Below are 21,382 nucleotides of genomic sequence, written 5' to 3' on the forward strand. Positions count from 1 at the left end.
GCGTGTTTGCATCCGGCTCGGGCTGGGCACTCCACGGCCATGTTGGTTCGTCGAATCGCCCGCCCACTGTTGTCAGCCGCCTTCATCGGACAGGGAATTGAAGCCCTCCGCGATGTGAAGCCCGCCGCCGAGGTCGTTCAACCGACCCTTGACGCGGCCCACGCGCTTCCGAGTTCGGTCGCCGATCAGATCCCCGACAACGCCGTCACCGTCGCGCGGATCAATGCCGCCGTGCAGATCGGCGGTGGTCTGCTGCTGGCCACCGGTCGGATACCGCGAGTCGCCTCGGCTCTGCTGGCGGCCACCGTCATCCCCGGCAACCTCGGCAAGCACATGTTCTGGGATGAGAACGATCCGGCACTCAAGGCCGAGAAACGGCGTGGGTTCCTGACCGATCTGAGCCTGATCGGCGGCTTGGTGCTCGCCTCCGCCGACACGGCCGGAAAGCCGTCGCTTGGCTGGCGGGGTCGCCGCGCCGGACAGCGTGTGGCCGAGCGGGTTTCAGCCGCGATGCCGGGCTCGCACGACGCGCTGATCGATGCGGAGTTGGCCGACAAGCTCAGCCACGGCGTACAGACCGGCGTGGACCGCGGCCGCGAACTCGCCGAAACCGCGTTCGACAGGGCCGCACCGCTGGCCGCCACCGCGTACGAACGCAGCGCCAAGGCGCTGCGGAAGGCCGAGGACAAGGCCGCACCATTGGCCGCCCAGGCCTATGAACGCAGCGCTCACGCCCTGCACAAGGGCGCCGACCGCGCCGCTCCGCTGGCCGCTGAGGCCTATGAGCGCAGCGCCCTCGCCCTGCACAAAGGGCGCCGACCGCGCCGCACCCCTTGCCGCAGAGGCGCGCCGTCGGGGTTCGGAGTTGGCCGAGACCGCCATCGAGCAGGGTGGTGAGCAGCTGTCATCCCGCTGGCGGCGGGCCCGCAAGCAACTCTGATGCGGTCCTGATGTCATGAGCCTCTCGCCGGCCCTGCCCCTTTCGGGTGGGGCCGGCGATGCTGTGGTGGGGTGTTACGCAGTCAGGCCGGCTTGTCGGCCTGGATGACCACGATCTTCTCCTCGCGGCATCCCTTGTCCAGGCGTCCGGTCTGCTCCAGCCAGGCCGCCTGTTCTCCGAGCACCGAGCCGAAGCGGATCTGCTCGTCGAGCACGATGCGGGCGTCGAGCCCGCTGCCGCGAAGTTGTTCGAGCGACCGGTCGACATCGGACAACTCCGAATGGACCAACAGCAGTGTGCCGCCGTCCACCAGCATGGGTGCGGCGGACTGACAGAGGGGGTCCAGGATCAATCGACCATCCGGTCCACCGTTCCATGGCGTGCTGGGCGCGCCCCACGCCCCGGCCGCCGCGCCCCCACTGTCGGGCTGAGTGGGCACAGACGGCGGATTACACGCCACCACGTCGAACGGAGCGCACTCCAGTGCCTGTGTCCACGACCCCAGCCGGATGTCGATCCGCGCACCGGCCACAGCTGCGCGGGCGCGCGCGTACTGCACGGCGCGCGGGCAGATGTCGAAGCCGGTGACGCTGGCGGCGTCCAGGCCGGCGGCCGCCATGGCGACCACACCGCTACCCGAGCACAGATCCAGAACCCGCCGCCCCGCCACCGGAACGGCCTGCTGCAGGGCTTGCACCAAGAGGTACGAATCCTGTTGCGGCCGATACACGGTGGCGTAGTCCGACGCCATCCTGGTGATCGTCGTTCTCATCCCAGTTCCGAGCGCAAGGCGGTGAGCAGGGGTTTGGCCGCCTCGGACAGAAACTGATCCTGGGTGTCCCCGCCGATCTGGACCAGCGCGATATCGGTGAAGCCGGCGTCCCGGTAGGGTCGCACCGCCTCGACGATGCCATCGAGATCGGGCCCGCACGGTATCGCCGATGCCACGTCGTCCGGCCGGACGAATTTGGTGGCCGCGGCGAAGCCGGCCGGGGTGGGCAGGTCCGCGTTGACCGGCCACCCGCCGGCGAACCACCTGAACTGATCGTGAGCACGCGCTATCGCATCATCGCGGTCGGGATCCCAGCAGATGGGCAGCTGTCCGATGACTCGCCCCTCGGTCAGGCCCATGCCTTGTCGTTCGGTATGCCAGCCCTGTACGACATCGACGTCGGGTGCGGTATTGATGAGATGGTCGGACAGCACGGCCAGTTGCCCGACAGCCCGCTCACCTGCCATCGCGACCGCCAAACCCACCGGCACCTGCGGTAGATCCCACAGCCGTGCGGATTCGACGGTGAAGTACTCACCACGGAAGTCCACCAACTCCCCGCTGAACAATTCGCGAATGAGCTTGATCGCCTCGGCGAGCATGTCCAGCCGGCGGCCCGCGGTGGGCCAGCCCCTTCCCACGACGTGTTCGTTGAGGTTCTCACCGCTGCCCAACCCGAGCGTGAACCTGCCGTCGGCGAGAATCTGCAGGGTCGCGGCCTGCTGGGCGACCACCGCGGGGTGATACCGCATGGTCGGGCACGTCACATAGGAGTACAGGTTCACTTCGGAGGTGGCATGAGCCACCGCGCCCAGCACCGGCCAGGCGTTGGGCGCGTGGCCCTGAGCCGCCAGCCATGGCGAGTAGTGATCACTGCAGACCTCGAAGTCGAAGCCGACCTGTTCGGCGGAAACTGCATGGCGAACAAGATCTTTCGGACCAGTCTGCTCGGTCATCAGGGTGTATCCGAATCTGGTCATGGCCCCGGCATACCCGTTCACCCCGTGGGCAAACGCGGCGACCGGTCCTCGGCGCTCCGAGCCTCGGGCGTCCCGCCCCGAACGCGGAGCACCACCGGCAATACCAGCCAGAAGGCCACGATGCCCGCGCCGGTGATCGTGCCCGCCAAGACCCCGGCCCACAGATCGAGCACCGCCCCGAAGATCAGCACCATCACACCGGACAGGGTGAGTGCCAGCAGCAGGATGCCCGCGTAGGCCAGTCGGTGCGCGGTCACCACGACGACGTCCAGCCGATGCCGACGGAACAGCAGTCGGTGAATGCCGATCGGCGCGATCAGCAACACCGTCGCACCGATCGAGCAGGACACCGTGACCAGGTAGACGATCCGCAGTCCGGGACGCAGATCCTCGAAACCGTCGTGGAACGGCAGGGTGAGCAGCAGACCCGTCAGGAGCTGGACTCCGGTCTGCACGACCCTGAGCTCCTGCAAAAGGCTGGACCAGTTACGGTCCAGCCTTTGCACACTCGTCTCGTGACGAGCGTGTTCGTTCCAACGCCGGTCCTGCTCCAGGTGATCCACGTCGACCTCGTCGGGTCGTCGTCGGTCCCGGCCGCTAGTACCAGGCGCGCCTACCGCCGACCGGCCGACCGATCGCACCGAGCGCCCAGAAGACGGCTCCGACGACCAGCAGCACGACACCGATCACCCACAGCAGATAGACATCCAGCACGAGGCCGAGAATCAGCAGTATTGCTCCGACAACGATCACGACACCCTCATTTCCATCGGTCCCATCGAACTGGGTTCCGGCAGTTTGCAATCCGTCACCTTGGGGTTGACACCGCCGTAGTTCAGTGGCCCGGCGACCACGGTCAGCGCGATGGTCCCGGCGGTCGCACAGTTGGCAGCACCGCTGTCGAAATAGTCGCGCTGAAACGCCGCGAACACCCCGATCAACAACCAGATCAACACGAGCGTGCCGATGAGTCCGCGTCCCATGGAAGCCTCCAAATTGCCTTGGATGAATGCAGGCACCGGGTACCCCTTTGACGATCGCGTCAAACCTCATTCACGGCCGGATTTCGGCGCGCCCGTCGATGTTTCATACACCGGGCCCTCGGGAAGCCTCAGGTGGTGCGGGACACCAATCCACTCCCGTAGCGGAAAGGTTGAACATGACTGACAAGAAGACAGGTCCCGAATCCGGCGTCAGCGGCCTGGTCGAAGACGTCAAGGGCAAGGCCAAGGAAGCCGTCGGCTCCGTCACCGGCCGCGATGACCTCACCCGTGAGGGCCAGGCCCAGCAGGACAAGGCCGACGCCGAACGCGATGTGGCCAAGAAGGAAGCCGAAGCCGAGAGTGCTCGCGCCGGCGCCTCCGCTGCAGAGGAACGTCAGAAGGCCGAGCAGTAACCGCTCTTCGGCCCACCGGACCGGCCCAGCCCAGCTCCCCCGCGGGGCTGGGCCTTTCCACGTTCGGGGCTAGCTGGCCGGCCGCTGCCGGGTGACCTCGGGATGCTCTGCATACCAACGGTCCTCGATGCGGCGCACCCGGACGTGTTCGATCGCCATCCACAGCGCTCCGATGATGAAACCTGCGGCCGAAAGCGCGCCGAGCATCAGGCCGACATCGTGGTGCCGGGTGGCGAAGGCGGCCAGGCAGCCGACGAACAGTACGAGTGCCACGCCGATCACGATCAACGCGGGCATGATCACGTTGTCTTTCATGGACTCGCCGGCATGCGTGCGGGTCGTGCGGGTGTGGTCTACAGGATCTTTGGGGCCTTTCATGGCGTACTCCTTTTCCCCGACCTACTTCTCCCACCTCCACCCGTTGCCGGGCTTATGTCAAGGGTAGGACTGTCCGTCTTCCGCTGTGGCCGAACGCCATCATCCGCCGAACCCCGCGAGCACCGGAAGGCTCATGGTCAGGACCGTCATCATCAGCAGCATCAGGAACCAGCCGGCCCCCTGCCACGCCCACCACGTCTGCCGGTGCTTCCAGGTTCGGTACGTGTGCAGGAACGCGCGGACTCCGCCGCCGAACAAGATCACCGGCGCCCCCAGCGCCAGCACGAGGCGTTGCGGGCGCCCGCACGTCACGGAATCGACGACGGCACCCTGGCAGCCCCTGGTCAGCGCGGCAGCCACAATCAGGAACAGCACGCCGAGGGTGGCCGTCACAAGACAGAAGCGGATCGCCGAACGCACCTCGGGGTCCTCGCGTCTGACGCTCGGTTCGGCGCGCACGGCACTCACTCCGCGAAGAACCCGGAGCATGCCCCCGTGGTGCCGATCATCATGCGCGTGGGATGCCCGAGCGGACGCGGGCGTAAACGTCAGGATCCGACGCGCAGGTGGGCGGTCAACAGCAGTCGGTCGAACACGCTGCGGTGCGGCAGCAGCTCCTGGTAGTCGAGTTCGAGGAAATCCTTGACGATCTGCTCCGTGAGGGCCCGCAGCTTGGTGTTGGTCTCCTGCGACCGCCATTTCAGCAGCTCGAAGGCGGCATCGGCGGTGATGCGGTAGATCAGCATGAGCATGCCCTTGGCCTGTTCGATACCGCTGCGGGCCTCGGCGATCTCGGCGACGGCCTGACTCACCCGTTCCTGCTGCTCGTGCACACCCGTCTGCCCCGAGGGTGTGGCGTCGATGTAGAACCCGTGGGTGCCTATGACGGTGCTGCCGTCGTCGGCGAACAGCTGATCGGCGACGACCACGACATGGTGGGTGTCACCGTGGGTGTCGACAATCCGGTGCCGCGTACTGAACGCCGCGCCGGTACGCCGGATCTCCGCCAGCGTGGCCGCGACCTGCCCGTAGTCATCCGGATGTTTGTGCGCCAGCACCAGTTCGGTGGTCGGTTGCACCGTGCCGGGCTCGTAGCCGTGCATGCGCTGCACCTGTTCGGACCATTCCCACCGCTCATCGGCGAAATGGAAACGGAACCAGCCGACATGCTGATGTTCGCCGGCGGCGAGTGCGAGCTCTTCCTCCGGCTGTTCGCCGACGTGTTGTCCATCGCTCATTTCGAGATGGATTATGCCCGGTCATCCAGCCCTTCGGCGATGCGCTTGATAGCCAAAAGACGACGATCCCATTGCTGACCGATCACCGTCAGTTCGGCGCCCAGCGCGCTGAGCCGGGCACCGAGTGCGCGATAACGGATCTCGCGACCGGCCCGGACCGGTTCGACCAGACCGGCCTCAGCCAACACCGAAAGGTGCTTGGCGATCGCCTGCCTGCTCACCGGCAGGCGGGTCGCCAGCGCGCTCGCCGACAACTCGGCAGCACCGAGTTCGGTGAGGATGCGCCAACGAGTGTCGTCGGCCAGCACGGCCAGCAGGGTCGGCGGGTCCGGCGCAGCAGAGTCGGGTGTCACGACGCCGAGGTCAGGAACTCGACCAACTCGCGGAGTTCGGCGGTCCACCCGCTCTGATTCTCGGCATGCGCGGTCTCGGCGTTGTGCAATTGTTCGAATCCGCTTTCCACCAGCGCGAGTCGGGTTCCGCCCTCGATCTCGAAGAGCTCGATGCGCACGACGGTCGAGTTCCCGGGCACCGGGTCGGTGTCGGCCTCCCGGGCCCACCGGTAGACCAGCAGCCGGGGTTTTTCGGCCTGTTCGACCAGCACCCGGAACTTGCCGTGCTCGGGCCAGCCGAAGTAGCCGGTGCCGCCGGCGACGGCCTCGAATTCGGCGCTGTCGCCCAGCCATTGGGCGATCAGATCCGCCTCGGTGAGCGCCGACCACACCGCGGTGATGGGGGCGGCGATGTCGATGCTGCGGGTGATGTCGAGCGTGTCCATGGGGTTCTCCCTTTTCGGCATATGTGCAACTCAAGAATTGCACATCCCCCGCCATGGCGCAACCCTCCGGTTGCACATACGCCGATCGGGACTGTCGGAGCCGTCCCCTACCATGCGAGCGTGCGGATCAAGATCGTTCTGGCGGTGGGCGTCACCGCTGGTGCCGTCGCCTACGCCGCGGGAGGCGGCTGGGCGCTGGCCCTGACCGCGGCAATGCTCACCCCACTCGCGGTGGCTGCCGTACCGCATTTCCTGACGGGCTTACGCACGCCGGCCCCGAACGAGAATCCGATCGACACCATGTCCGGTACCGAGTTCGAGGACTACATCGCGCGGATCGCCCGCTCGTGCGGCACCCCGGTCATCATGACGTCCATCACCGGAGATTGGGGTGTCGATCTCGTCATCGGGCGTCGCCCGGATCGCCTTGCCGTGCAATGCAAACGGATGAGCCGTCCGGTCGGCACCAGCGCCGTCCAGGAGGTGGTGGCCGGTGCCGCGATGCAGGACTGCACCCACACCATGGTCGTCACCAACAACGAGTTCACGCCGGCGGCAAGAAAACTGGCCGAACGCCACGAGTGCATCCTGGTCAGCGGCGCCGATATCCCCCGCCTCAAAGGGCTGATCCGCGGCCTGACTACATCCCGCTGAGCACGTCGCGCACCGCGTCCAGCGCGGTGTCGATCTCGGCGGCGGTCACCGTGAGGGCCGGGCGGAAGCGCACCGAGTCCGCGCCGCTGGCCAGCATGATCACCTGCCGGGCCCACAACCGCCCGATCAACTCGTCACGCTCGGCGGCGGTGGGCATGCTGAACGCGCACATCAGCCCGCGGCCACGCGGATCGAGCACCCGGCCGGGGAACTGCTCGGCCAACCCCCGCAGCCCCTCCAGCAGACGCCGCCCCGCCACGGCGGCATCGGCGATCAGATCATCGGCCTCGATGACCTCCAGGATGCGCCGAGCGCGCACCATGTCGGCGAGGTTGCCACCCCAGGTGGAATTGATCCGGGAACTCACGTGGAACACGTTGTCGGCGACCTCGTCGACGCGCCCGCCGGCCATCACACCGCACACCTGGGTCTTCTTGCCGAAGGCCAGCACGTCGGGAGTGATCCCCAATTGCTGGTAGGCCCAGGCGGTTCCGGTGATACCGCAACCGGTCTGCACCTCGTCGAAGATCAGCAGCGCGTCGAACTCGTCGCACAGCGCGCGCATCGCCGCGAAGAACTCCGGGCGGATGTGCCGGTCGCCCCCCTCGCCCTGGATGGGCTCGGCGATGAAACAGGCGATGTCGTGCGGATGGGCCTCGAATGCGGCGCGTGCCTGGCGCAGCGACTCGGCCTCCAATTCGGCGATCTCGGCACCCGGGCGCAGGTAGGGGGCGTCGATACGCGGCCAGTCGAACTTCGGAAAGCGTGCGACCTTGTTGGGGTCGGTGTTGGTCAGCGACATCGTGTAGCCACTACGACCGTGGAAAGCGCCGCGTAGGTGCAGGACCCGGGTACCCAGTGCCGGATCGATGCCGCGGGCCTCGTTGTGACGGCTCTTCCAGTCGAAGGCCACCTTCAGCGCGTTCTCGACGGCGAGCGCTCCCCCGTCGACGAAGAACAGGTGCGGTAGCGCCGGGTCACCGAGCACTCGGGCGAACGTCTCGACGAACCGCGCCATCGGCACGGTATAGATATCGGAGTTGCTCGGCTTGTTCACCGCGGCCTGCGCCAGTTCGGCGCGGAACATCTCGTCGTCGGCCAGGGCGGGGTGGTTCATGCCCAGCGCCGACGAGGCGAAGAACGTGAACATGTCCAGATAGCGGCGGCCGTCGCGGGCGTCGACCAGGACCGATCCGCGGGATCGTTCGAGGTCGAGCACCAGATCCATGCCGTCGGCCAGCATGTTGCGGCCCAGCACATCGTGCACCTGACGGGCCGGGATCCGGTCAGGGCGCTGGCGGTCAGCAGAAGTCAGAACAGCGGTCATGCCGCCATCCTAACGCAATTTTTACGACCTATGCGCCACTAGACAGTAACTATTCCGGCAGGTTGGTTCTTCCATCGTAAAAAGTCTGTAAGATGATGGTGCTTCGCGTGCGGACATTGGCCGCCGTGCGGATGCGTTGCAGCAGGTCTTCCAGCGTCCGCGCCGAGGCGACACGCACCAACAGCACATAGCTCTCATCGCCGGCCACCGAATAGCACGACTCGATCTCGTCGATGTGGCGCAGCCGAGCCGGAGCATCATCGGGTTGAGAGGGATCAAGAGGAGTGATGGCCACAAACGCCGACAGCATGTGCCCGACGGTCTCGGGGTTGATCCGGGCCGTGTACCCGGTCACCACACCGCGGGATTCCAGTCGACGCACCCGCGACTGCACCGCCGACACCGACAGCCCCGCGGTCGCGGCGAGGTGTGCCAGCGTCGCGCGTCCATCCGTGATGAGCTCGCGCACCAGGATCCGATCGATATCGTCGAGGTGCTCGGTGTCGACCATGGCCGGAGACTATCGCAGATGACCGTTCGCACTTCACAGCTGCGCGCATCGTTCGCCGCTGCGCTGTCGCAGATGTACGGCGCGGAGGTGCCCGCCTACACCACCCTGGTCGAGGTCGCCGCCGAGGTGAATCGCGATCACACCGACTCCGAGGCCCTCGGCTCGCCGGATCGGGTCACCGCGGAACGCCACGGTGCGATCCGGCTCGGCAGCGCCACCGAACTTGCCGACGCCGCCGACCTTTTCGCGGCATTCGGCATGTTCCCGGTCGGGTTCTACGATCTTCGCGAGGCAGCCTCCCCGGTGCCGGTGGTATCGACGGCGTTCCGGCCCATCGATGTGGACGAGTTGGACGCCAACCCCTTTCGGGTATTCACCTCGATGCTCGCCACCGACGACACGCGTTTCTTCTCCCCCGACCTGCGGAAGAGGGTGGGCACATTCATCGGCAGGCGTCAGCTCTTCGATCCGGCTCTGATCGCCCAGGCCCGCCGCATCGCCGTCGACGGCTGCCCGCCCGCGGACGCCGAGGACTTCGTGCGCCGAGCCACCGCGACATTCGCGCTGTCCCGCGATCCGATCGACAAGGCCTGGTACGACGAGTTGGCAGCGGTGTCGGCGGTGGCTGCCGACATCGCCGGTGTGCAGACCACTCACATCAACCACCTCACGCCCCGCGTGCTGGACATCGACGAGTTGTACGCCCGGATGACCGCTCGCGGCGTCACCATGACCGGCGCGATCCAGGGGCCGCCACGCACCGCCGGGCCCGCGGTGCTGCTGCGCCAGACTTCCTTTCGGGCACTCGCCGAACCGCGACGGTTCCGCGGTCGGTATGGTGCGGTGTCCGACGGCACGCTGCGGGTGCGCTTCGGCGAGGTCGAGGCACGCGGTGTGGCACTCACCCCGGCGGGTCGCGAACGTTATGACGCTGCCATGACCGATCCCGGCCGCTGGCACGCGTACTTCCCGGACACCCATGCGGCCATGGCCGCTGAGGGTCTCGCCTACTACCGCGGCGGGGATCCGGCGAAACCGGTTGTCTACGAGGACTTCCTGCCGGCATCGGCAGCCGGCATCTTCCGCTCCAACCTGGATACCGAGGCCGAACCGGTGTACGAATCCGACGCGTCGGGCTACAGCCTCGATTGGATGTCGAGCGCCATCGACCATCACATTCACGACCCTTACGCCCTCTACGAGAAAGCGGCATCATGACCGTCATGCAGACCAGTACCCTCCCCACCGCCGATGACCTCCGTGACCGGGTACGTGTCGCCTTGCAGGCGATCGGCGCCGACGCCCGGCTCGAGGCACCGAACGAGCCGGGGCTGCCCGCGGGCAGCCCGATCAGCGGCGACGTGCTCTTCACTGTTCCCGAGCACACCGCGGCCGAGACCGATGACGCCATCGCCGCCGCCGCGGCGGCCTTCCTGTCCTGGCGGACCACTCCGGCTCCCGTGCGCGGTGCGCTGGTGGCGCGGCTCGGGGAACTGCTCACCGAGCACAAGAACGATCTCGCCACGCTGGTGACCGTGGAGGCCGGCAAGATCACCTCCGAGGCGCTCGGCGAGGTGCAGGAGATGATCGACATCTGCCAGTTCGCCGTCGGCCTGTCCCGCCAGCTCTACGGCAAGACGATCGCCTCCGAACGGCCCGGCCACCGGCTCATGGAGACCTGGCATCCGGTCGGTGTGGTCGGCGTCATCACCGCCTTCAACTTCCCGGTCGCGGTGTGGGCGTGGAACACCGCGGTCGCGCTGGTATGCGGGGACACCGTGGTCTGGAAACCGTCGGAATTGACCCCGTTGACCGCCATCGCGTGCCAGGCGTTGCTCAAGCGGGCCTGCGCCGACGTCGGCGCGTCGGAGAACGTCGCCCGCCTCATCCAGGGTGGCCGCGAGATCGGCGAACAACTCGTCGACGATCCGCGGGTCGCGTTGGTGAGCGCGACCGGTTCGGTGCGGATGGGTCAGGAGGTCGGCCCGCGGGTGGCTCGCCGTTTCGGCAAGGTACTGCTGGAACTCGGCGGCAACAACGCCGCCATCGTCACCCCGTCAGCGGATCTCGACCTCGCGGTGCGCGCCATCGTGTTCTCGGCGGCCGGGACGGCCGGGCAGCGGTGTACGACGATGCGACGGGTGATCGTGCACTCCTCGATCGCCGACGAGCTGTGCCGGCGGATCGCGGCGGCCTACAAGACGCTGACCATCGGTGATCCCGCCGTCGAGGGCACCCTGGTGGGCCCGCTGATCCACGCCCGCGCCTACCGCGACATGGTCGGCGCGCTGGAGGCCGCCCGCGCCGACGGCGGCGAGGTGATCGGCGGACACCGCCACGAAATGGGTGACGAGGGCGCCTATTACGTGGCACCGGCGCTGGTCCGGATGCCCGAGCAGACCGAGGTGGTACACAACGAGACCTTCGCCCCGATTCTGTACGTGCTGACCTACGATGACCTGGACTCCGCGATCGAGCTGAACAATGCTGTGCCACAGGGACTTTCGTCGGCAATCTTCACCACCGACGTCCGTGAGGCCGAGCGGTTCATGGCCGCCGACGGTTCGGACTGCGGCATCGCCAACGTCAACATCGGCACCTCGGGCGCCGAGATCGGCGGCGCGTTCGGCGGCGAGAAGCAGACCGGCGGCGGCCGGGAGTCCGGATCGGACTCCTGGAAGGCCTACATGCGCCGGGCCACCAATACCGTCAACTACTCATCCGAGCTGCCGCTCGCCCAGGGCGTGCAGTTCGGCTGAACGGGGCCGGGTCCAACCCCGGGTCGCTGTGCTCCTGCCCGCCGCACGTAATATCGCGGGCTGTGAGCGAGCAGGTCGAACAGAGAGAATTCCAGGCCGAGGCCCGTCAGCTGTTGCAGCTGATGGTGCACTCCATCTACTCCAACAAGGACTCGTTCCTGAGGGAACTGGTCTCCAACGCCTCCGACGCGCTGGACAAGCTACGACTGGCGGCGTACCAGGACAAGGACCTGGACGTCGACACGTCCGACCTACACATCGAGATAGATGCAGATAAGGCCGCACGCACGCTGACCATCCGCGACAACGGGATCGGCATGTCCCGGGACGAGGTGGTCGACCTGATCGGCACGCTCGCCAAGTCGGGTACCGGTGAGTTGCGCCGCAAGCTCAGTGAGGCGCAGCAGCAGGGCGAGGTCAGCGACCTCATCGGTCAATTCGGTATCGGTTTCTATTCGACGTTCATGGTGGCCGACTCGGTCGTACTGCTGACCCGCAAGGCCGGCGAGAGCACCGCCACCCGTTGGGAATCCAGCGGCGACGGCACCTACACCATCGCCACCGTCGACGATGCTCCGCAGGGCACGTCAGTCACCCTGCACCTCAAGCCCGAGGACGCCGACGACGAGCTGCACGACTACACCGCGCCATTCAAGATCCGGCAGCTGGTCAAGAAGTACTCCGACTTCATCTCCTGGCCGATCCGGATGCAGGTCGAGAAGACGGTCCCGGCCACCGAGGACGGTGGCGAGCCGACCGTCACCATCGAGACGGAGACCGTCAACTCGCGCACCGCGTTGTGGGCGAAGTCCAAGAGCGAGGTCTCCGAGGAGGAGTACCGGGAGTTCTATCGGCACATTGGCCATGCGTGGGATGAGCCACTCGATGTCATCGCGATGAAAGCCGAGGGCACGTTCGAGTATCAGGCGCTGTTGTTCATCCCTTCGATGGCACCGTTCGACCTGTTCAACCGCGACGGGCACACGGGTGTGCAGCTGTACGTCAAGCGGGTCTTCATCATGAGCGACTGCGATGAGCTCATTCCGGAGTACCTGCGATTCGTCAAGGGTGTCGTCGACGCACAGGACATGTCGCTCAACGTGTCTCGTGAGATTCTGCAGCAGGACCGCCAGATCAAGGTGATCCGGCGCAGTCTCACCAAGAAGGTGCTCTCGGCGATCAAGGAGCTGCAGGCAAACCGCCCGGACGACTACGCGACCTTCTGGACGCAGTTCGGCCGCGCATTCAAGGAGGGGCTGCTCTCCGATACCGACAACCGCGACACCGTGCTGGGCCTGTCGTCATTCGCGTCCACGTTCAGTCCGGACACGCCCACAACGCTGGCCGACTACGTGGGACGAATGAAGGAAGACCAGGAACAGATCTTCTACGCGACCGGCGAATCACGCCAATTACTGGAGCACTCTCCCCACCTGGAGGCTTTCAAGGCCAAGGGCTACGAAGTACTGCTGCTCACCGACCCAGTCGACGAGGTGTGGGTCGAATCGGTGCCGGAGTTCGGCGGCAAGGCACTGCAGTCGGTGGCCAAGGGCGAAGTCGATCTCGGCTCCGCAGACGACAAGGCCGACACCGACCGCAGCGACTTCGCCGATCTGCTCACCTGGCTGCAGGAGACGCTCGACGAACACGTCAAGGAAGTGCGGCTGTCGACCCGACTGACGTCGTCGCCGGCCTGCCTGATCACCGACGCCTTCGGCATCACCCCGCAGTTGGCGCGCATGTACCGCGCCTCCGGTCAGGAGGTGCCCGTGGGCAAGCGCATCCTGGAGCTCAACCCCGACCACGCCCTCGTCGCGGGTCTGCGGGACGCCCTGGCGTCGTCACCGGAAGGGCTCGCCGATACTGCCGAGTTGCTCTACGGCACAGCTCTTCTCGCCGAGGGAGGGTCCCTCGACGACCCGGCGCGCTTCGCTGCCATTCTCGCAGACCGGTTGGCCAAGACCTTCTAGTGCCGGCCGCACAGGCCGCGGGCCACCTCTGAGCGGGGCACGTTGGCGCGGTTCGTGGTGGCGGGTCCGGCGGCGTGTTGTGCCGCCGGACCCGCTGTGCGGGCTGTTTCTCTGTGGAGTTGTCAAGGTGCCGTGTGGTTTTGGTTATGCGGCGGTGGGCAGGGTGGTCATGGTGCGGCGGGCGTGGGATCTCAGGTGTGCCGGTTCGGGGCCGGCCGGGTCGTGGGGTGGGATGAACCAGGGGTGGCGGTCGGGGCCGAGGTAGACCTGCCAGCCGCCGTGGTGGATGGCGGTGTGGTGTAGTCGGCATAGCAGCACGCCGTTGTCGATGCTGGTGTGGCCGCCGCTGGCCCAGGGTTGGATGTGGTGGGCATCGCACCAGGAGACTGGTCGTCCGCAGCCGGGGTGCGCGCACCCACCGTCGCGGACCGCCAACCCTTTACGGATGACGGGTGTGAACAGCCGTTCGGCGCGCCCCACATCCAACGGGGCGCCGGCACCGTCGACGGTCACCGAGGTGAGGGTGCTGTCGCAGCTGATGAGGTCGGCGGTGCGGGTGCTGACGGGACCACCGAACCCGAGAAAGTCCACGGATCCAGCTGCGGTGGGGCGGATGAGGGTGACGTGCGGCAGCACGCCACCGCTCATCGGGCGCTGCGAGCCCGACAGATAGGTACGCATGATCTGCCCGAACGCATCGGCGCGTCGCCGCCCGACCGGGCGTGGGTCCGGGGATCCGTCCGGCAGCGGTATCGGCCGGCACAACGGGTCCAGCGCAGTGAGCAGCTCCTCCCCGGTGAGCCCGTCGAGGTCCAGGGTGGCGGCGACCCGCCCGTCCTCGGCCTGCACCACGGTCATGTCGTTGAGGTCGGCGTTCTCCGCGGCCGGCACCATGCCCTCGTCCTGCTGCGATGTGGCGGCCTGCGCGATGGCGATTTCGCGGGCCTTCTTGGCCACTCCGGAGGGGGTGGTCTGGATCATCAACGTCGTCACGACGCCCGCCCGGTCTTCCTCGGACAGTTCGGCTCGGGCGTTGATATGGGCGACTCCTTTTCCGATGGCGTCGGCGAATTCGATGCCGATCCCACCGAGACGCTGCTGCTGGGTCAGCGCGGGCAGGGTGTGTGCCGCGCGCCCGACCCGCGCGGCCCGGTACGCCGCGCCCGGCGCCATACCCAGGGCGGTGAGCAGATCGGCCCCGGAGCGCAGGTGTTTGCGGGCCGGGATCCCGGCCCGCTCCGCGGCCGCGACGGCCTGGGCGATCACATGATCGACCAGATTGCGCAAGGTCACCGCGGCCACCAACAGCGCCAACAAAGGCTGCTCATCAACGATCCGACGCGGGCAGTCCAGCAGATGAAACAGTGTGCGATCCTCATCGCGCGCAGGCACCGGCGTGAGGTCATCGATGAGCGCGTCAATGAAGGTGTCGAGATCAGTGGCGTCCATGTGGATACCGGCTTTCACAGAAGGTGCCCAAAGGGCACGATCAGTCACAACGGTTCGCACAGTCCCGTGGGGACCATCGAACCTCGCGGCGACCGGAGTCGCGGTCTGTGCTCACCGGGTGATGATGGGAGCAACTACGCATTCGAACTTGTGTTCGATCGTACGCCGAATCGGGGCCCCGCAAATGTCATGTCTCAAGACATCGGTGACAGTTCTGCATCACGACATCGGTGACACTTTGAGGGGTCTTGGTGGTGATACTTCTGCCCCAAGCGCAACACCATTGCCGATGACAAACACCTGCTAGTTCTGCGGCAGCGCCTGAAGTTCAGCCAGCACCTTCTCGGTGTCGGCGCCGAGCTCCGGTGCCGGACCGTGCACGCGGCCGGGTGTCCGGGAGAACCAGGTCGGCACGCCCGGCAGGCGAATCGGGCCGTGTGCGGTCTCGATGGTCTCGAACAGTCCGACGGCATTGAGATGTTCGTTGTCGAACAGGGCGTCCGGGGTGTTGACGGCGGCGGCCGGGATCTCCAGTTCGCGGAACAGTTGCAGCCACTCTTCGGTGGTGCGTTCCTTGAGCGTCTGCGCCACCAGCCCGTACACGGTATCGATCTGCTTGGCGCGCTGCTCGAGCGTGGTGAACTCGACGCTGTTCCAGACGGGCTGCACCCGCTCGATGAAGGCGTGCCAGTGCTTGTCGTTGTAGATCAGCGCCGCGATCTGACCGTCCTTGGTCTCGTACGGCTTGCGGTTGGGCGCCACCGCGCGGGGATACACGGCCGGGCCGAGCGCGGGGTCGAACATGGCGCCGTTGGCATGTTCGACCAACATGAACGATGCCATAGTCTCGAACATGCTGACCTCCACCTCCTGCCCCTCACCGGTGCGCTCGCGGTGGAACAGCGCCATCGTGGTGGCGTACAGGGCGGTCAGACCCGCCACCTTGTCGGCCATGATGGTGCCGACATAGCTGGCCTCGCCGGTCAATTGTTCTTGTACCGCAGGCAATCCGCATTCGGCCTGGATGGTGTCGTCGTAGGCCGGGCGGTCGGCGTCCGGGCCCCGCCTGCCATACCCGTAGCAGTTCGTATAGACGATGGACGGGTTCAGCGCGGCGACGTCCTCGTAGGCGAACCCCAGCTTGGCGATCGCCTTGGCCCGCATCGAGTGGATGAACACGTCGGCGGTTTCGATCAACGACCGCAGCGCGGTCTTGCCCGCATCCGTCTGCAGGTCCAGCATCACGCCCCGCTTACCGCGGTTCACGTTGATGAAGACACCGCTCAACCCGGCGACGGGACCGACCGAGATGTAACGGGTGTTGTCCCCGGCCGGCGGTTCCACCTTGATCACATCGGCGCCCATATCGGCCATGATCTGGGTGCAGTACGGACCCATCACCATGGCGGTGAGGTCGATGACCCGCACCCCTTTGAGCGGCCCCTGGAATTCGGTCATTGGGCGGCCATCCCGAACGAGAAGCGGATGTGCTCGGTGTGTCCGTCGGGCACCGGCGCGAACACCAGCGGTGCGGTGTCATCGCGGATGGCGTCGATGTTGGTCGCGACGTCCTCGATGGACCAGGACGGCTGATACACACCGGGCGTCTCGGCGATGAACGCGCGCGCAACCCGGCCGGCGATCGCCACGAACAGTTCGCCACTCACCGAACACGATTCATGCGCCAGCCAGCCGACAGCGGGCGCCACCAGATCCGATCCCATCGGCGGGTAGGCCGAGGTATCCAGTCCCTCAGCCATTCTCGTGACCGCACCCGGAATGATCGCATTGCACGTCACACCCTCGTCGCCGCCTTCGAGTGCGGCCACGTTGGTGAGCCCGACGAGCCCGGCCTTGGCGGCGGCGTAGTTGGCGACACCGTGGTTGCCATACAGCCCGCCGATCGAGGAGGTGAGCACGATCCGCCCGTAGCCGGCGGCACACATGAGCGGAAACGCCGGGCGCACCACGTGGAAAGCGCCACGCAGGTGCACATCGAGCACGGACTCGAAATCCTGATAGCTCAATTCCTTGAGTGAGCCGCGCCGCACGATCCCCGCATTGTGAATGAGGATGTCGATGCGCCCGAAGTTCGCGATGGCGGCGTCGATGATGGCCTTGCCACCGTCAGGAGTGGCGACCGACTCAGTGCTGGCGACGGCTTGCCCACCGGCAGCGATGATCTCGCGCGCCACGTCATGAGCCGGGCCCACATCCGACCCGTCGCCGGTCAGGGTGCCGCCGGGATCGTTGACGACGATCTTGGCGCCCCGCGATGCCAGCAGCAGCGCGTACTCCCGGCCCAGACCGCGTCCGCCGCCGGTGATGACGGCGACGCGGTCGTCGAAGCGCAGCTGGCTGGTCAAGCGAACGGTTCCTCGCCCTCGAGCTTGGTGCGCTGCAACAGCCGCCCCGAGCGGGGGTCATACGGTGTGGCCCGGTGCATGGTGCCGGTGTTGTCCCAGATCACCAGGTCCCCGACGGTCCACTTGTGCCGGTAGGTGAACTGCGGTTGGGTCGCCCAATCACGCAGGCGCACCAGCAGTTCCGCACTCCTGGTGTAGTCGATATCAGTGATGTGGCGCGCGGTCGCCCCCAGCACCAGCGACTTGCGACCCGACTTGTGGGTCCACACCAAGGGCAGTTCCCGGTCACCGATGGCCATCATCTGCTTGAGGGTCTTCGCCGATGGCTCAGGGTCGTAGTAGAACAACGTGTTCCACGCCGAGTGCATCACCCGCAGATCCGCGATCTCGGCCTTGTCCTCATCGGCCAGGTCGTCATAGGCGGCGTAGGTGTTGCAGAATTCGGTGTCGCCTTCATCCGGGTTCCCCAGGGCCACACTCTGCAGCAGCGACGCGAGGATCGGCACCTCGTTCATGGTCCCGTCCAGGTGCCAGTACAGCGACCCCTTCAGATAATCTGCCTGCTTGTTGACCTCGGTGTCCAACGACACTTTGTACAGCTTCTCCCCGCGAGCCTCCGGGGCGAAGGTACCGAGCGTCTCGGTGAAGGCGATCTGCTCCTCATCGCTGAATCCGATCTGCGGGAAGACCAGCACGCCCCGCTGCTCCAGCAGGTCCCGGATCTCAGCGGCGTGTTCTCCTGACAGCAGGGTTGCCTTGTCGGCGCGAACCTCGGATCCGATGCGGGACTTGATGTCCCGTGCCTGTAGTGCCTCGGTCGCGGTCGTCATGGGGTGAGCTCCAGTCCGTCGAGGTCGCCCGTGGCCCGCCACTGCGCGATCACGTCGTCGAAGGCGTAGAAACCCGGCGAGTAGAAGTCACCGAGGAAGGAGCCGTTGCGCTCCGCGCCGCCCCGGCCCTCGTTGTTGTAATAACCTGGTGTGCAGGATAATTCAAATGCCGAGTTGTCGATCGACAGTTCGCGAACCGTGGCGACCCACGCATCCTGGCCCTGCTGGCTGGGTTCGACCGTCCTGGCACCGCGGTTCTGCGCTTCGGCAATGATGTAGGCGATGTGCTCGGCCTGCTGCTCGAACATCGCCGTCGTGTTGGCCGACACGCCGCCCTGGATGAAGCCCATGAAGAACTGGTTCGGGAACCCGCGGGTGGTCATCCCGTGCAGCGTCTTGTAGTCGTTGCGCCAGTAGTCGAAGAGCGACAACCCATCCCGGCCGATGATGCTGTCGATCGCGAAGCGCCGGCTGATCTCGGTGGAGATCTCGAATCCGCTGGCGAAGATCACGCAGTCGACCTCGTATTCGACACCGTCGGCGACGATGCCGTTGGCCGTCAGCCGTTCCACGCCCTTGGACGCCGACACGTCGACGAGTGTCACATTCGGCCGGTTGAAGGACGCCAGGTACTGCTCGCTGGAGGTCGGCCGCTTGCACATGAAGCGGTAGTACGGCTTCAGCGCCTCGGCCGTCTCGGGATCCTCCACGATCTCGGCGACGCGGCGGCGCAGCCGCTCCATGATCTTGTAGTCCTCTTCCTCCCGGAACGCCATGATCTGTTCGATGGTCACCGAGGCGGGATCCTCGCTGCCCGCGATCCGGGCCGTCAGGTTGCGGCCCAGCTCGGTCCAGAAGTCGCACACCAGGTCGGGTTCACCGAATACCACGCCGACGAACGGTGACCAGTTGTGGAAGTTGCGCTTGCGCTCCGCCTGCCAGCCAGGCTGCAGGGACGCCGCCCACTCCGGATCGGTGGGTGGATTGGACCGCGCATCGACCGAGGACGGTGTCCGCTGGAACACGAAGAGCTCCTTGGCGTCCCGGCCCAGATGCGGTACCAGCTGGATGCCGGTCGCACCGGTGCCCACCAACGCGACACGTTTGTCGGCCAGCTTGTCCAACCCGCCGTCGGCGTCACCGCCGGTGTAGTCGTAATCCCAGCGGGCGGAATGGAACACGTGGCCCTTGTAATCCTTGATCCCGGGGATGCCGGGCAGCTTCGGACGGTTGTAGGACCCCTGCGCCATCACCACGAACCGGGCCCGGATGTCGTCGCCGCGATCGGTGCTGATCTGCCAGCGCTGGGTGGAATCCTCCCAGCGCAGATCGCGTACCTGCGTCGAGAACAGCGCGCCGTCGTACAACCCGAAGTGCTTGCCGATGTTGCGGCAGTGCTGGAAGATCTCGGCGCCGTCGGCGAACTTCTTCGACGGCATGAAGCCGAGTTCCTCGAGTAGCGGGACGTAGCAGTAGGCGTCGTTGTCGCACTGGATGCCCGGGAAACGGTTCCAGTACCAGACACCGCCGAAATCGCCTGCCATCTCGATGACGCGGATACCCTCGACGCCGGCCTTCTTCAGGTGGGCCCCGGCCAGCAGCCCGGCGAAGCCACCACCGAGGATCACCACGTCGACGTCTTCGGTGACCGCGTCCCGTTCGGTAACCGTCGTGTACGGGTCTACCTCGTAGAAGTCGGCGAAATCGCCTTCCAGTTCCAGGTATTGATCGGCGCCCTCGGACCGCAACCGCTTGGCCCGCTCGGCGGCGTACTTCTCCCGGATCGCCGGGATGTCGATATCGGTCGGGGTGTCGGTGGGCCCACAGGTCTGCTGGTCGGTCATACGGTGACGTTCTCCGGCAGGGCGGCGGGATGCAGCGGAGCCGCCAGTTCGTGTATGGCCGGCAGCACCTCCTTGGCGAACAGCTTGGTGCTCTCGAAAGCGTCCTCATAGGGCATGGTGCCGAACTGCGGGACGATGGTCACCTCGGAGAACGAGCACGCCTCCTGGGCGGCCTTGAGCTTCTCGAAAACCACCTCGGGGGTTCCGATGAGCAGGTTGGAGGCGTGGTACCCGGGCGGGCCGCCTTTCTTCTGGTCGCCGGTGACCGAGGAGGCGAGCACCGCGGTGGCGGTCGCCTCGCGGGCCGCGTAGGCCTCATAGCCGCTGACGCCCTTGAAGTTCGACGCATCGGCGAAGCCGTAGTGGACGTTGACGTCGCGATTGGCGGTCCAGATCCACTGCTCGGTGAGTGCGGCGAGGGTGTCGTCTTCCTTCTCCGTGACGTACATGAACATCACGTTCTTGGGCTGACAGGGCTCGAAGCCCTCCTCGGCGCGGAAGGTGTTGACCTTGCGGACCTCCTCGCCGGCATCCCAGATCGGCTTGTTGCCGACAAACAGCGGCACCATGCCGCGCCGGGACAGGATCTCCAGCGATTCGGCCGTCGAGGAGGAGCTGAAGATGCGGGAGAACAGGTCCTTGCTGAGCGGTTCGGGGCGCAGCGACATCTCGGGAAAGCTGAAGATCTCACCGTCATAGGAGAACCGCTCACCGGAGAACGCCAGCTCGAGAATGTCGAGTGTCTCGTTGAACCGCTGCCGGCTCTGCTCGCGGGGCACTCCGACGGCGTCGAACTCGGTCTTGGACACCCCGCGGCCGATACCGATGGTGTTGTAGCGGCCGTTGGAGACGATGTCGAGGTAGGCGATCTGGTGGGCCAGTCGCACCGGATTCCACCACGGCGCGACGGCGACGAAGGTACCCAGGCTGACCCGCTCGGTGCGGCCCGCGAAGTAGGTGAGCGCCTGAATCGGGTTGGGCGTCATGCCGTACGGAGTGCCCTGATGTTCGGGGAACCAGATGCCGTCATAGCCGAGCGGCTCGGCCAGGTCACCCAACGCCAGCGCGGCCTGCACACACTTGTAGTCCGGCGTCGCGGGCGGGCTGCTGAAATCGCCCGCCATGACCCGTTCCCAGTCGAGCGAGTTCTGCGCACCGGTACCGAGATTGACCTTCATATTGTCTCTCCT

Annotated in this window: 24 protein-coding genes; 6 read left to right on the forward strand and 18 right to left on the reverse strand. The window is 66.3% G+C overall.

The window, feature by feature from the left end:
- Window positions 1–39: 39 nt before the first annotated feature.
- Window positions 40–897 (forward strand): DoxX family protein, encoded by an 858-nt coding sequence (locus EXE63_RS07845; protein WP_168141466.1) that lies wholly within the window; start codon window positions 40–42, stop codon window positions 895–897.
- Between the two features lie 125 nt (window positions 898–1,022).
- Here the strand turns inward: EXE63_RS07845 and EXE63_RS07850 are convergent, their stop codons facing one another.
- From EXE63_RS07850 to EXE63_RS07870, 5 genes are read right to left on the reverse strand one after another with little or no spacing between them, the layout of a single operon-like run.
- Window positions 1,023–1,712 carry a methyltransferase gene (locus tag EXE63_RS07850; RefSeq protein WP_210000376.1) on the reverse strand — a complete coding sequence of 230 codons (690 nt, stop codon included), beginning with the start codon at window positions 1,710–1,712 and terminating at the stop codon, window positions 1,023–1,025.
- Complete coding sequence (locus EXE63_RS07855) at window positions 1,709–2,692, reverse strand: LLM class F420-dependent oxidoreductase (protein ID WP_168141467.1); 984 nt, start codon at window positions 2,690–2,692, stop codon at window positions 1,709–1,711. The genes EXE63_RS07850 and EXE63_RS07855 overlap by 4 nt, the downstream gene beginning before the upstream one ends.
- Window positions 2,693–2,709: 17 nt before the next feature.
- Window positions 2,710–3,255: a DUF6328 family protein gene (locus EXE63_RS07860; RefSeq protein WP_168141468.1), complete on the reverse strand. Its 546-nt coding sequence runs from the start codon at window positions 3,253–3,255 to the stop codon at window positions 2,710–2,712.
- 34 nt (window positions 3,256–3,289) lie between these two features.
- Window positions 3,290–3,445 (reverse strand): DUF6131 family protein, encoded by a 156-nt coding sequence (locus EXE63_RS07865; RefSeq protein ID WP_168141469.1) that lies wholly within the window; start codon window positions 3,443–3,445, stop codon window positions 3,290–3,292.
- The gene (locus EXE63_RS07870; protein WP_210000627.1) at window positions 3,442–3,687 is read right to left on the reverse strand and encodes a hypothetical protein; all 246 of its coding nucleotides are present in this window, start codon (window positions 3,685–3,687) and stop codon (window positions 3,442–3,444) included. The genes EXE63_RS07865 and EXE63_RS07870 overlap by 4 nt, the downstream gene beginning before the upstream one ends.
- A gap of 164 nt (window positions 3,688–3,851) precedes the next feature.
- Between EXE63_RS07870 and mbp1 the strand changes: the two genes are divergently transcribed.
- Complete coding sequence (gene mbp1, locus EXE63_RS07875) at window positions 3,852–4,088, forward strand: microaggregate-binding protein 1 (protein WP_168141471.1); 237 nt, start codon at window positions 3,852–3,854, stop codon at window positions 4,086–4,088.
- Window positions 4,089–4,157: 69 nt separating this feature from the next.
- Here mbp1 and usfY read toward each other — a convergent pair whose 3' ends face one another.
- The 5 genes from usfY to EXE63_RS07900 form a co-directional block, all read right to left on the reverse strand.
- Window positions 4,158–4,466, reverse strand: a complete 309-nt coding sequence (gene usfY / locus EXE63_RS07880) for a protein UsfY (RefSeq protein ID WP_168141472.1) — start codon at window positions 4,464–4,466, stop codon at window positions 4,158–4,160.
- Window positions 4,467–4,565: 99 nt separating this feature from the next.
- Window positions 4,566–4,925: a hypothetical protein gene (locus tag EXE63_RS07885; protein ID WP_372513102.1), complete on the reverse strand. Its 360-nt coding sequence runs from the start codon at window positions 4,923–4,925 to the stop codon at window positions 4,566–4,568.
- 89 nt (window positions 4,926–5,014) lie between these two features.
- The gene (locus EXE63_RS07890) at window positions 5,015–5,704 is read right to left on the reverse strand and encodes a PAS and ANTAR domain-containing protein (protein WP_168141474.1); all 690 of its coding nucleotides are present in this window, start codon (window positions 5,702–5,704) and stop codon (window positions 5,015–5,017) included.
- A gap of 11 nt (window positions 5,705–5,715) precedes the next feature.
- The gene (locus tag EXE63_RS07895; RefSeq protein WP_234904419.1) at window positions 5,716–6,057 is read right to left on the reverse strand and encodes an ArsR/SmtB family transcription factor; all 342 of its coding nucleotides are present in this window, start codon (window positions 6,055–6,057) and stop codon (window positions 5,716–5,718) included.
- Window positions 6,054–6,482, reverse strand: coding sequence for an SRPBCC domain-containing protein (locus EXE63_RS07900; RefSeq protein ID WP_168141475.1), 429 nt, complete (start codon window positions 6,480–6,482; stop codon window positions 6,054–6,056). The genes EXE63_RS07895 and EXE63_RS07900 overlap by 4 nt, the downstream gene beginning before the upstream one ends.
- Before the next feature lie 120 nt (window positions 6,483–6,602).
- On the opposite strand from EXE63_RS07900, the gene EXE63_RS07905 reads away from it, so the two are divergent.
- Window positions 6,603–7,136: a restriction endonuclease gene (locus tag EXE63_RS07905; protein WP_234904420.1), complete on the forward strand. Its 534-nt coding sequence runs from the start codon at window positions 6,603–6,605 to the stop codon at window positions 7,134–7,136.
- Here the strand turns inward: EXE63_RS07905 and lat are convergent.
- Both lat and EXE63_RS07915 read right to left on the reverse strand, forming a co-directional pair.
- The gene (gene lat / locus EXE63_RS07910) at window positions 7,123–8,463 is read right to left on the reverse strand and encodes an L-lysine 6-transaminase (RefSeq protein ID WP_168141477.1); all 1,341 of its coding nucleotides are present in this window, start codon (window positions 8,461–8,463) and stop codon (window positions 7,123–7,125) included. The genes EXE63_RS07905 and lat overlap by 14 nt on opposite strands.
- 49 nt (window positions 8,464–8,512) lie before the next feature.
- Window positions 8,513–8,974 (reverse strand): Lrp/AsnC family transcriptional regulator, encoded by a 462-nt coding sequence (locus EXE63_RS07915; protein ID WP_105364441.1) that lies wholly within the window; start codon window positions 8,972–8,974, stop codon window positions 8,513–8,515.
- 18 nt (window positions 8,975–8,992) lie between these two features.
- On the opposite strand from EXE63_RS07915, the gene hglS reads away from it, so the two are divergent.
- The 3 genes from hglS (at window position 8,993) to htpG (ending at window position 13,703) form a co-directional block, all read left to right on the forward strand.
- Window positions 8,993–10,192 (forward strand): 2-oxoadipate dioxygenase/decarboxylase, encoded by a 1,200-nt coding sequence (gene hglS / locus EXE63_RS07920; protein WP_168141478.1) that lies wholly within the window; start codon window positions 8,993–8,995, stop codon window positions 10,190–10,192.
- Window positions 10,189–11,733 (forward strand): L-piperidine-6-carboxylate dehydrogenase, encoded by a 1,545-nt coding sequence (gene amaB, locus EXE63_RS07925; protein WP_168141479.1) that lies wholly within the window; start codon window positions 10,189–10,191, stop codon window positions 11,731–11,733. The genes hglS and amaB overlap by 4 nt, the downstream gene beginning before the upstream one ends.
- A 62-nt stretch (window positions 11,734–11,795) precedes the next feature.
- Entirely contained in the window at window positions 11,796–13,703 is a 1,908-nt protein-coding gene (gene htpG / locus EXE63_RS07930; RefSeq protein ID WP_168141480.1) for a molecular chaperone HtpG, read from the forward strand.
- Window positions 13,704–13,847: 144 nt separating this feature from the next.
- Here htpG and EXE63_RS07935 read toward each other — a convergent pair whose 3' ends face one another.
- From EXE63_RS07935 to EXE63_RS07960, 6 genes are all read right to left on the reverse strand, one after another.
- Window positions 13,848–15,152, reverse strand: a complete 1,305-nt coding sequence (locus EXE63_RS07935; protein ID WP_168141481.1) for an HNH endonuclease signature motif containing protein — start codon at window positions 15,150–15,152, stop codon at window positions 13,848–13,850.
- A gap of 303 nt (window positions 15,153–15,455) precedes the next feature.
- The gene (locus EXE63_RS07940; RefSeq protein WP_168141482.1) at window positions 15,456–16,610 is read right to left on the reverse strand and encodes a CaiB/BaiF CoA transferase family protein; all 1,155 of its coding nucleotides are present in this window, start codon (window positions 16,608–16,610) and stop codon (window positions 15,456–15,458) included.
- Window positions 16,607–17,518, reverse strand: coding sequence for an SDR family NAD(P)-dependent oxidoreductase (locus tag EXE63_RS07945; protein ID WP_168141483.1), 912 nt, complete (start codon window positions 17,516–17,518; stop codon window positions 16,607–16,609). Before EXE63_RS07945 ends, EXE63_RS07940 begins: the two co-directional genes overlap by 4 nt.
- Window positions 17,515–18,348, reverse strand: a complete 834-nt coding sequence (locus tag EXE63_RS07950) for a TauD/TfdA dioxygenase family protein (RefSeq protein WP_168141484.1) — start codon at window positions 18,346–18,348, stop codon at window positions 17,515–17,517. The genes EXE63_RS07945 and EXE63_RS07950 overlap by 4 nt, the downstream gene beginning before the upstream one ends.
- Window positions 18,345–20,192 (reverse strand): flavin-containing monooxygenase, encoded by a 1,848-nt coding sequence (locus EXE63_RS07955; RefSeq protein WP_168141485.1) that lies wholly within the window; start codon window positions 20,190–20,192, stop codon window positions 18,345–18,347. Before EXE63_RS07955 ends, EXE63_RS07950 begins: the two co-directional genes overlap by 4 nt.
- Window positions 20,189–21,370, reverse strand: a complete 1,182-nt coding sequence (locus EXE63_RS07960; RefSeq protein ID WP_168141486.1) for an LLM class flavin-dependent oxidoreductase — start codon at window positions 21,368–21,370, stop codon at window positions 20,189–20,191. The genes EXE63_RS07955 and EXE63_RS07960 overlap by 4 nt, the downstream gene beginning before the upstream one ends.
- Window positions 21,371–21,382 lie beyond the last annotated feature (12 nt).

Source organism: Mycolicibacterium frederiksbergense, from assembly GCF_012223425.1.
GTDB lineage: Bacteria > Actinomycetota > Actinomycetes > Mycobacteriales > Mycobacteriaceae > Mycobacterium > Mycobacterium frederiksbergense.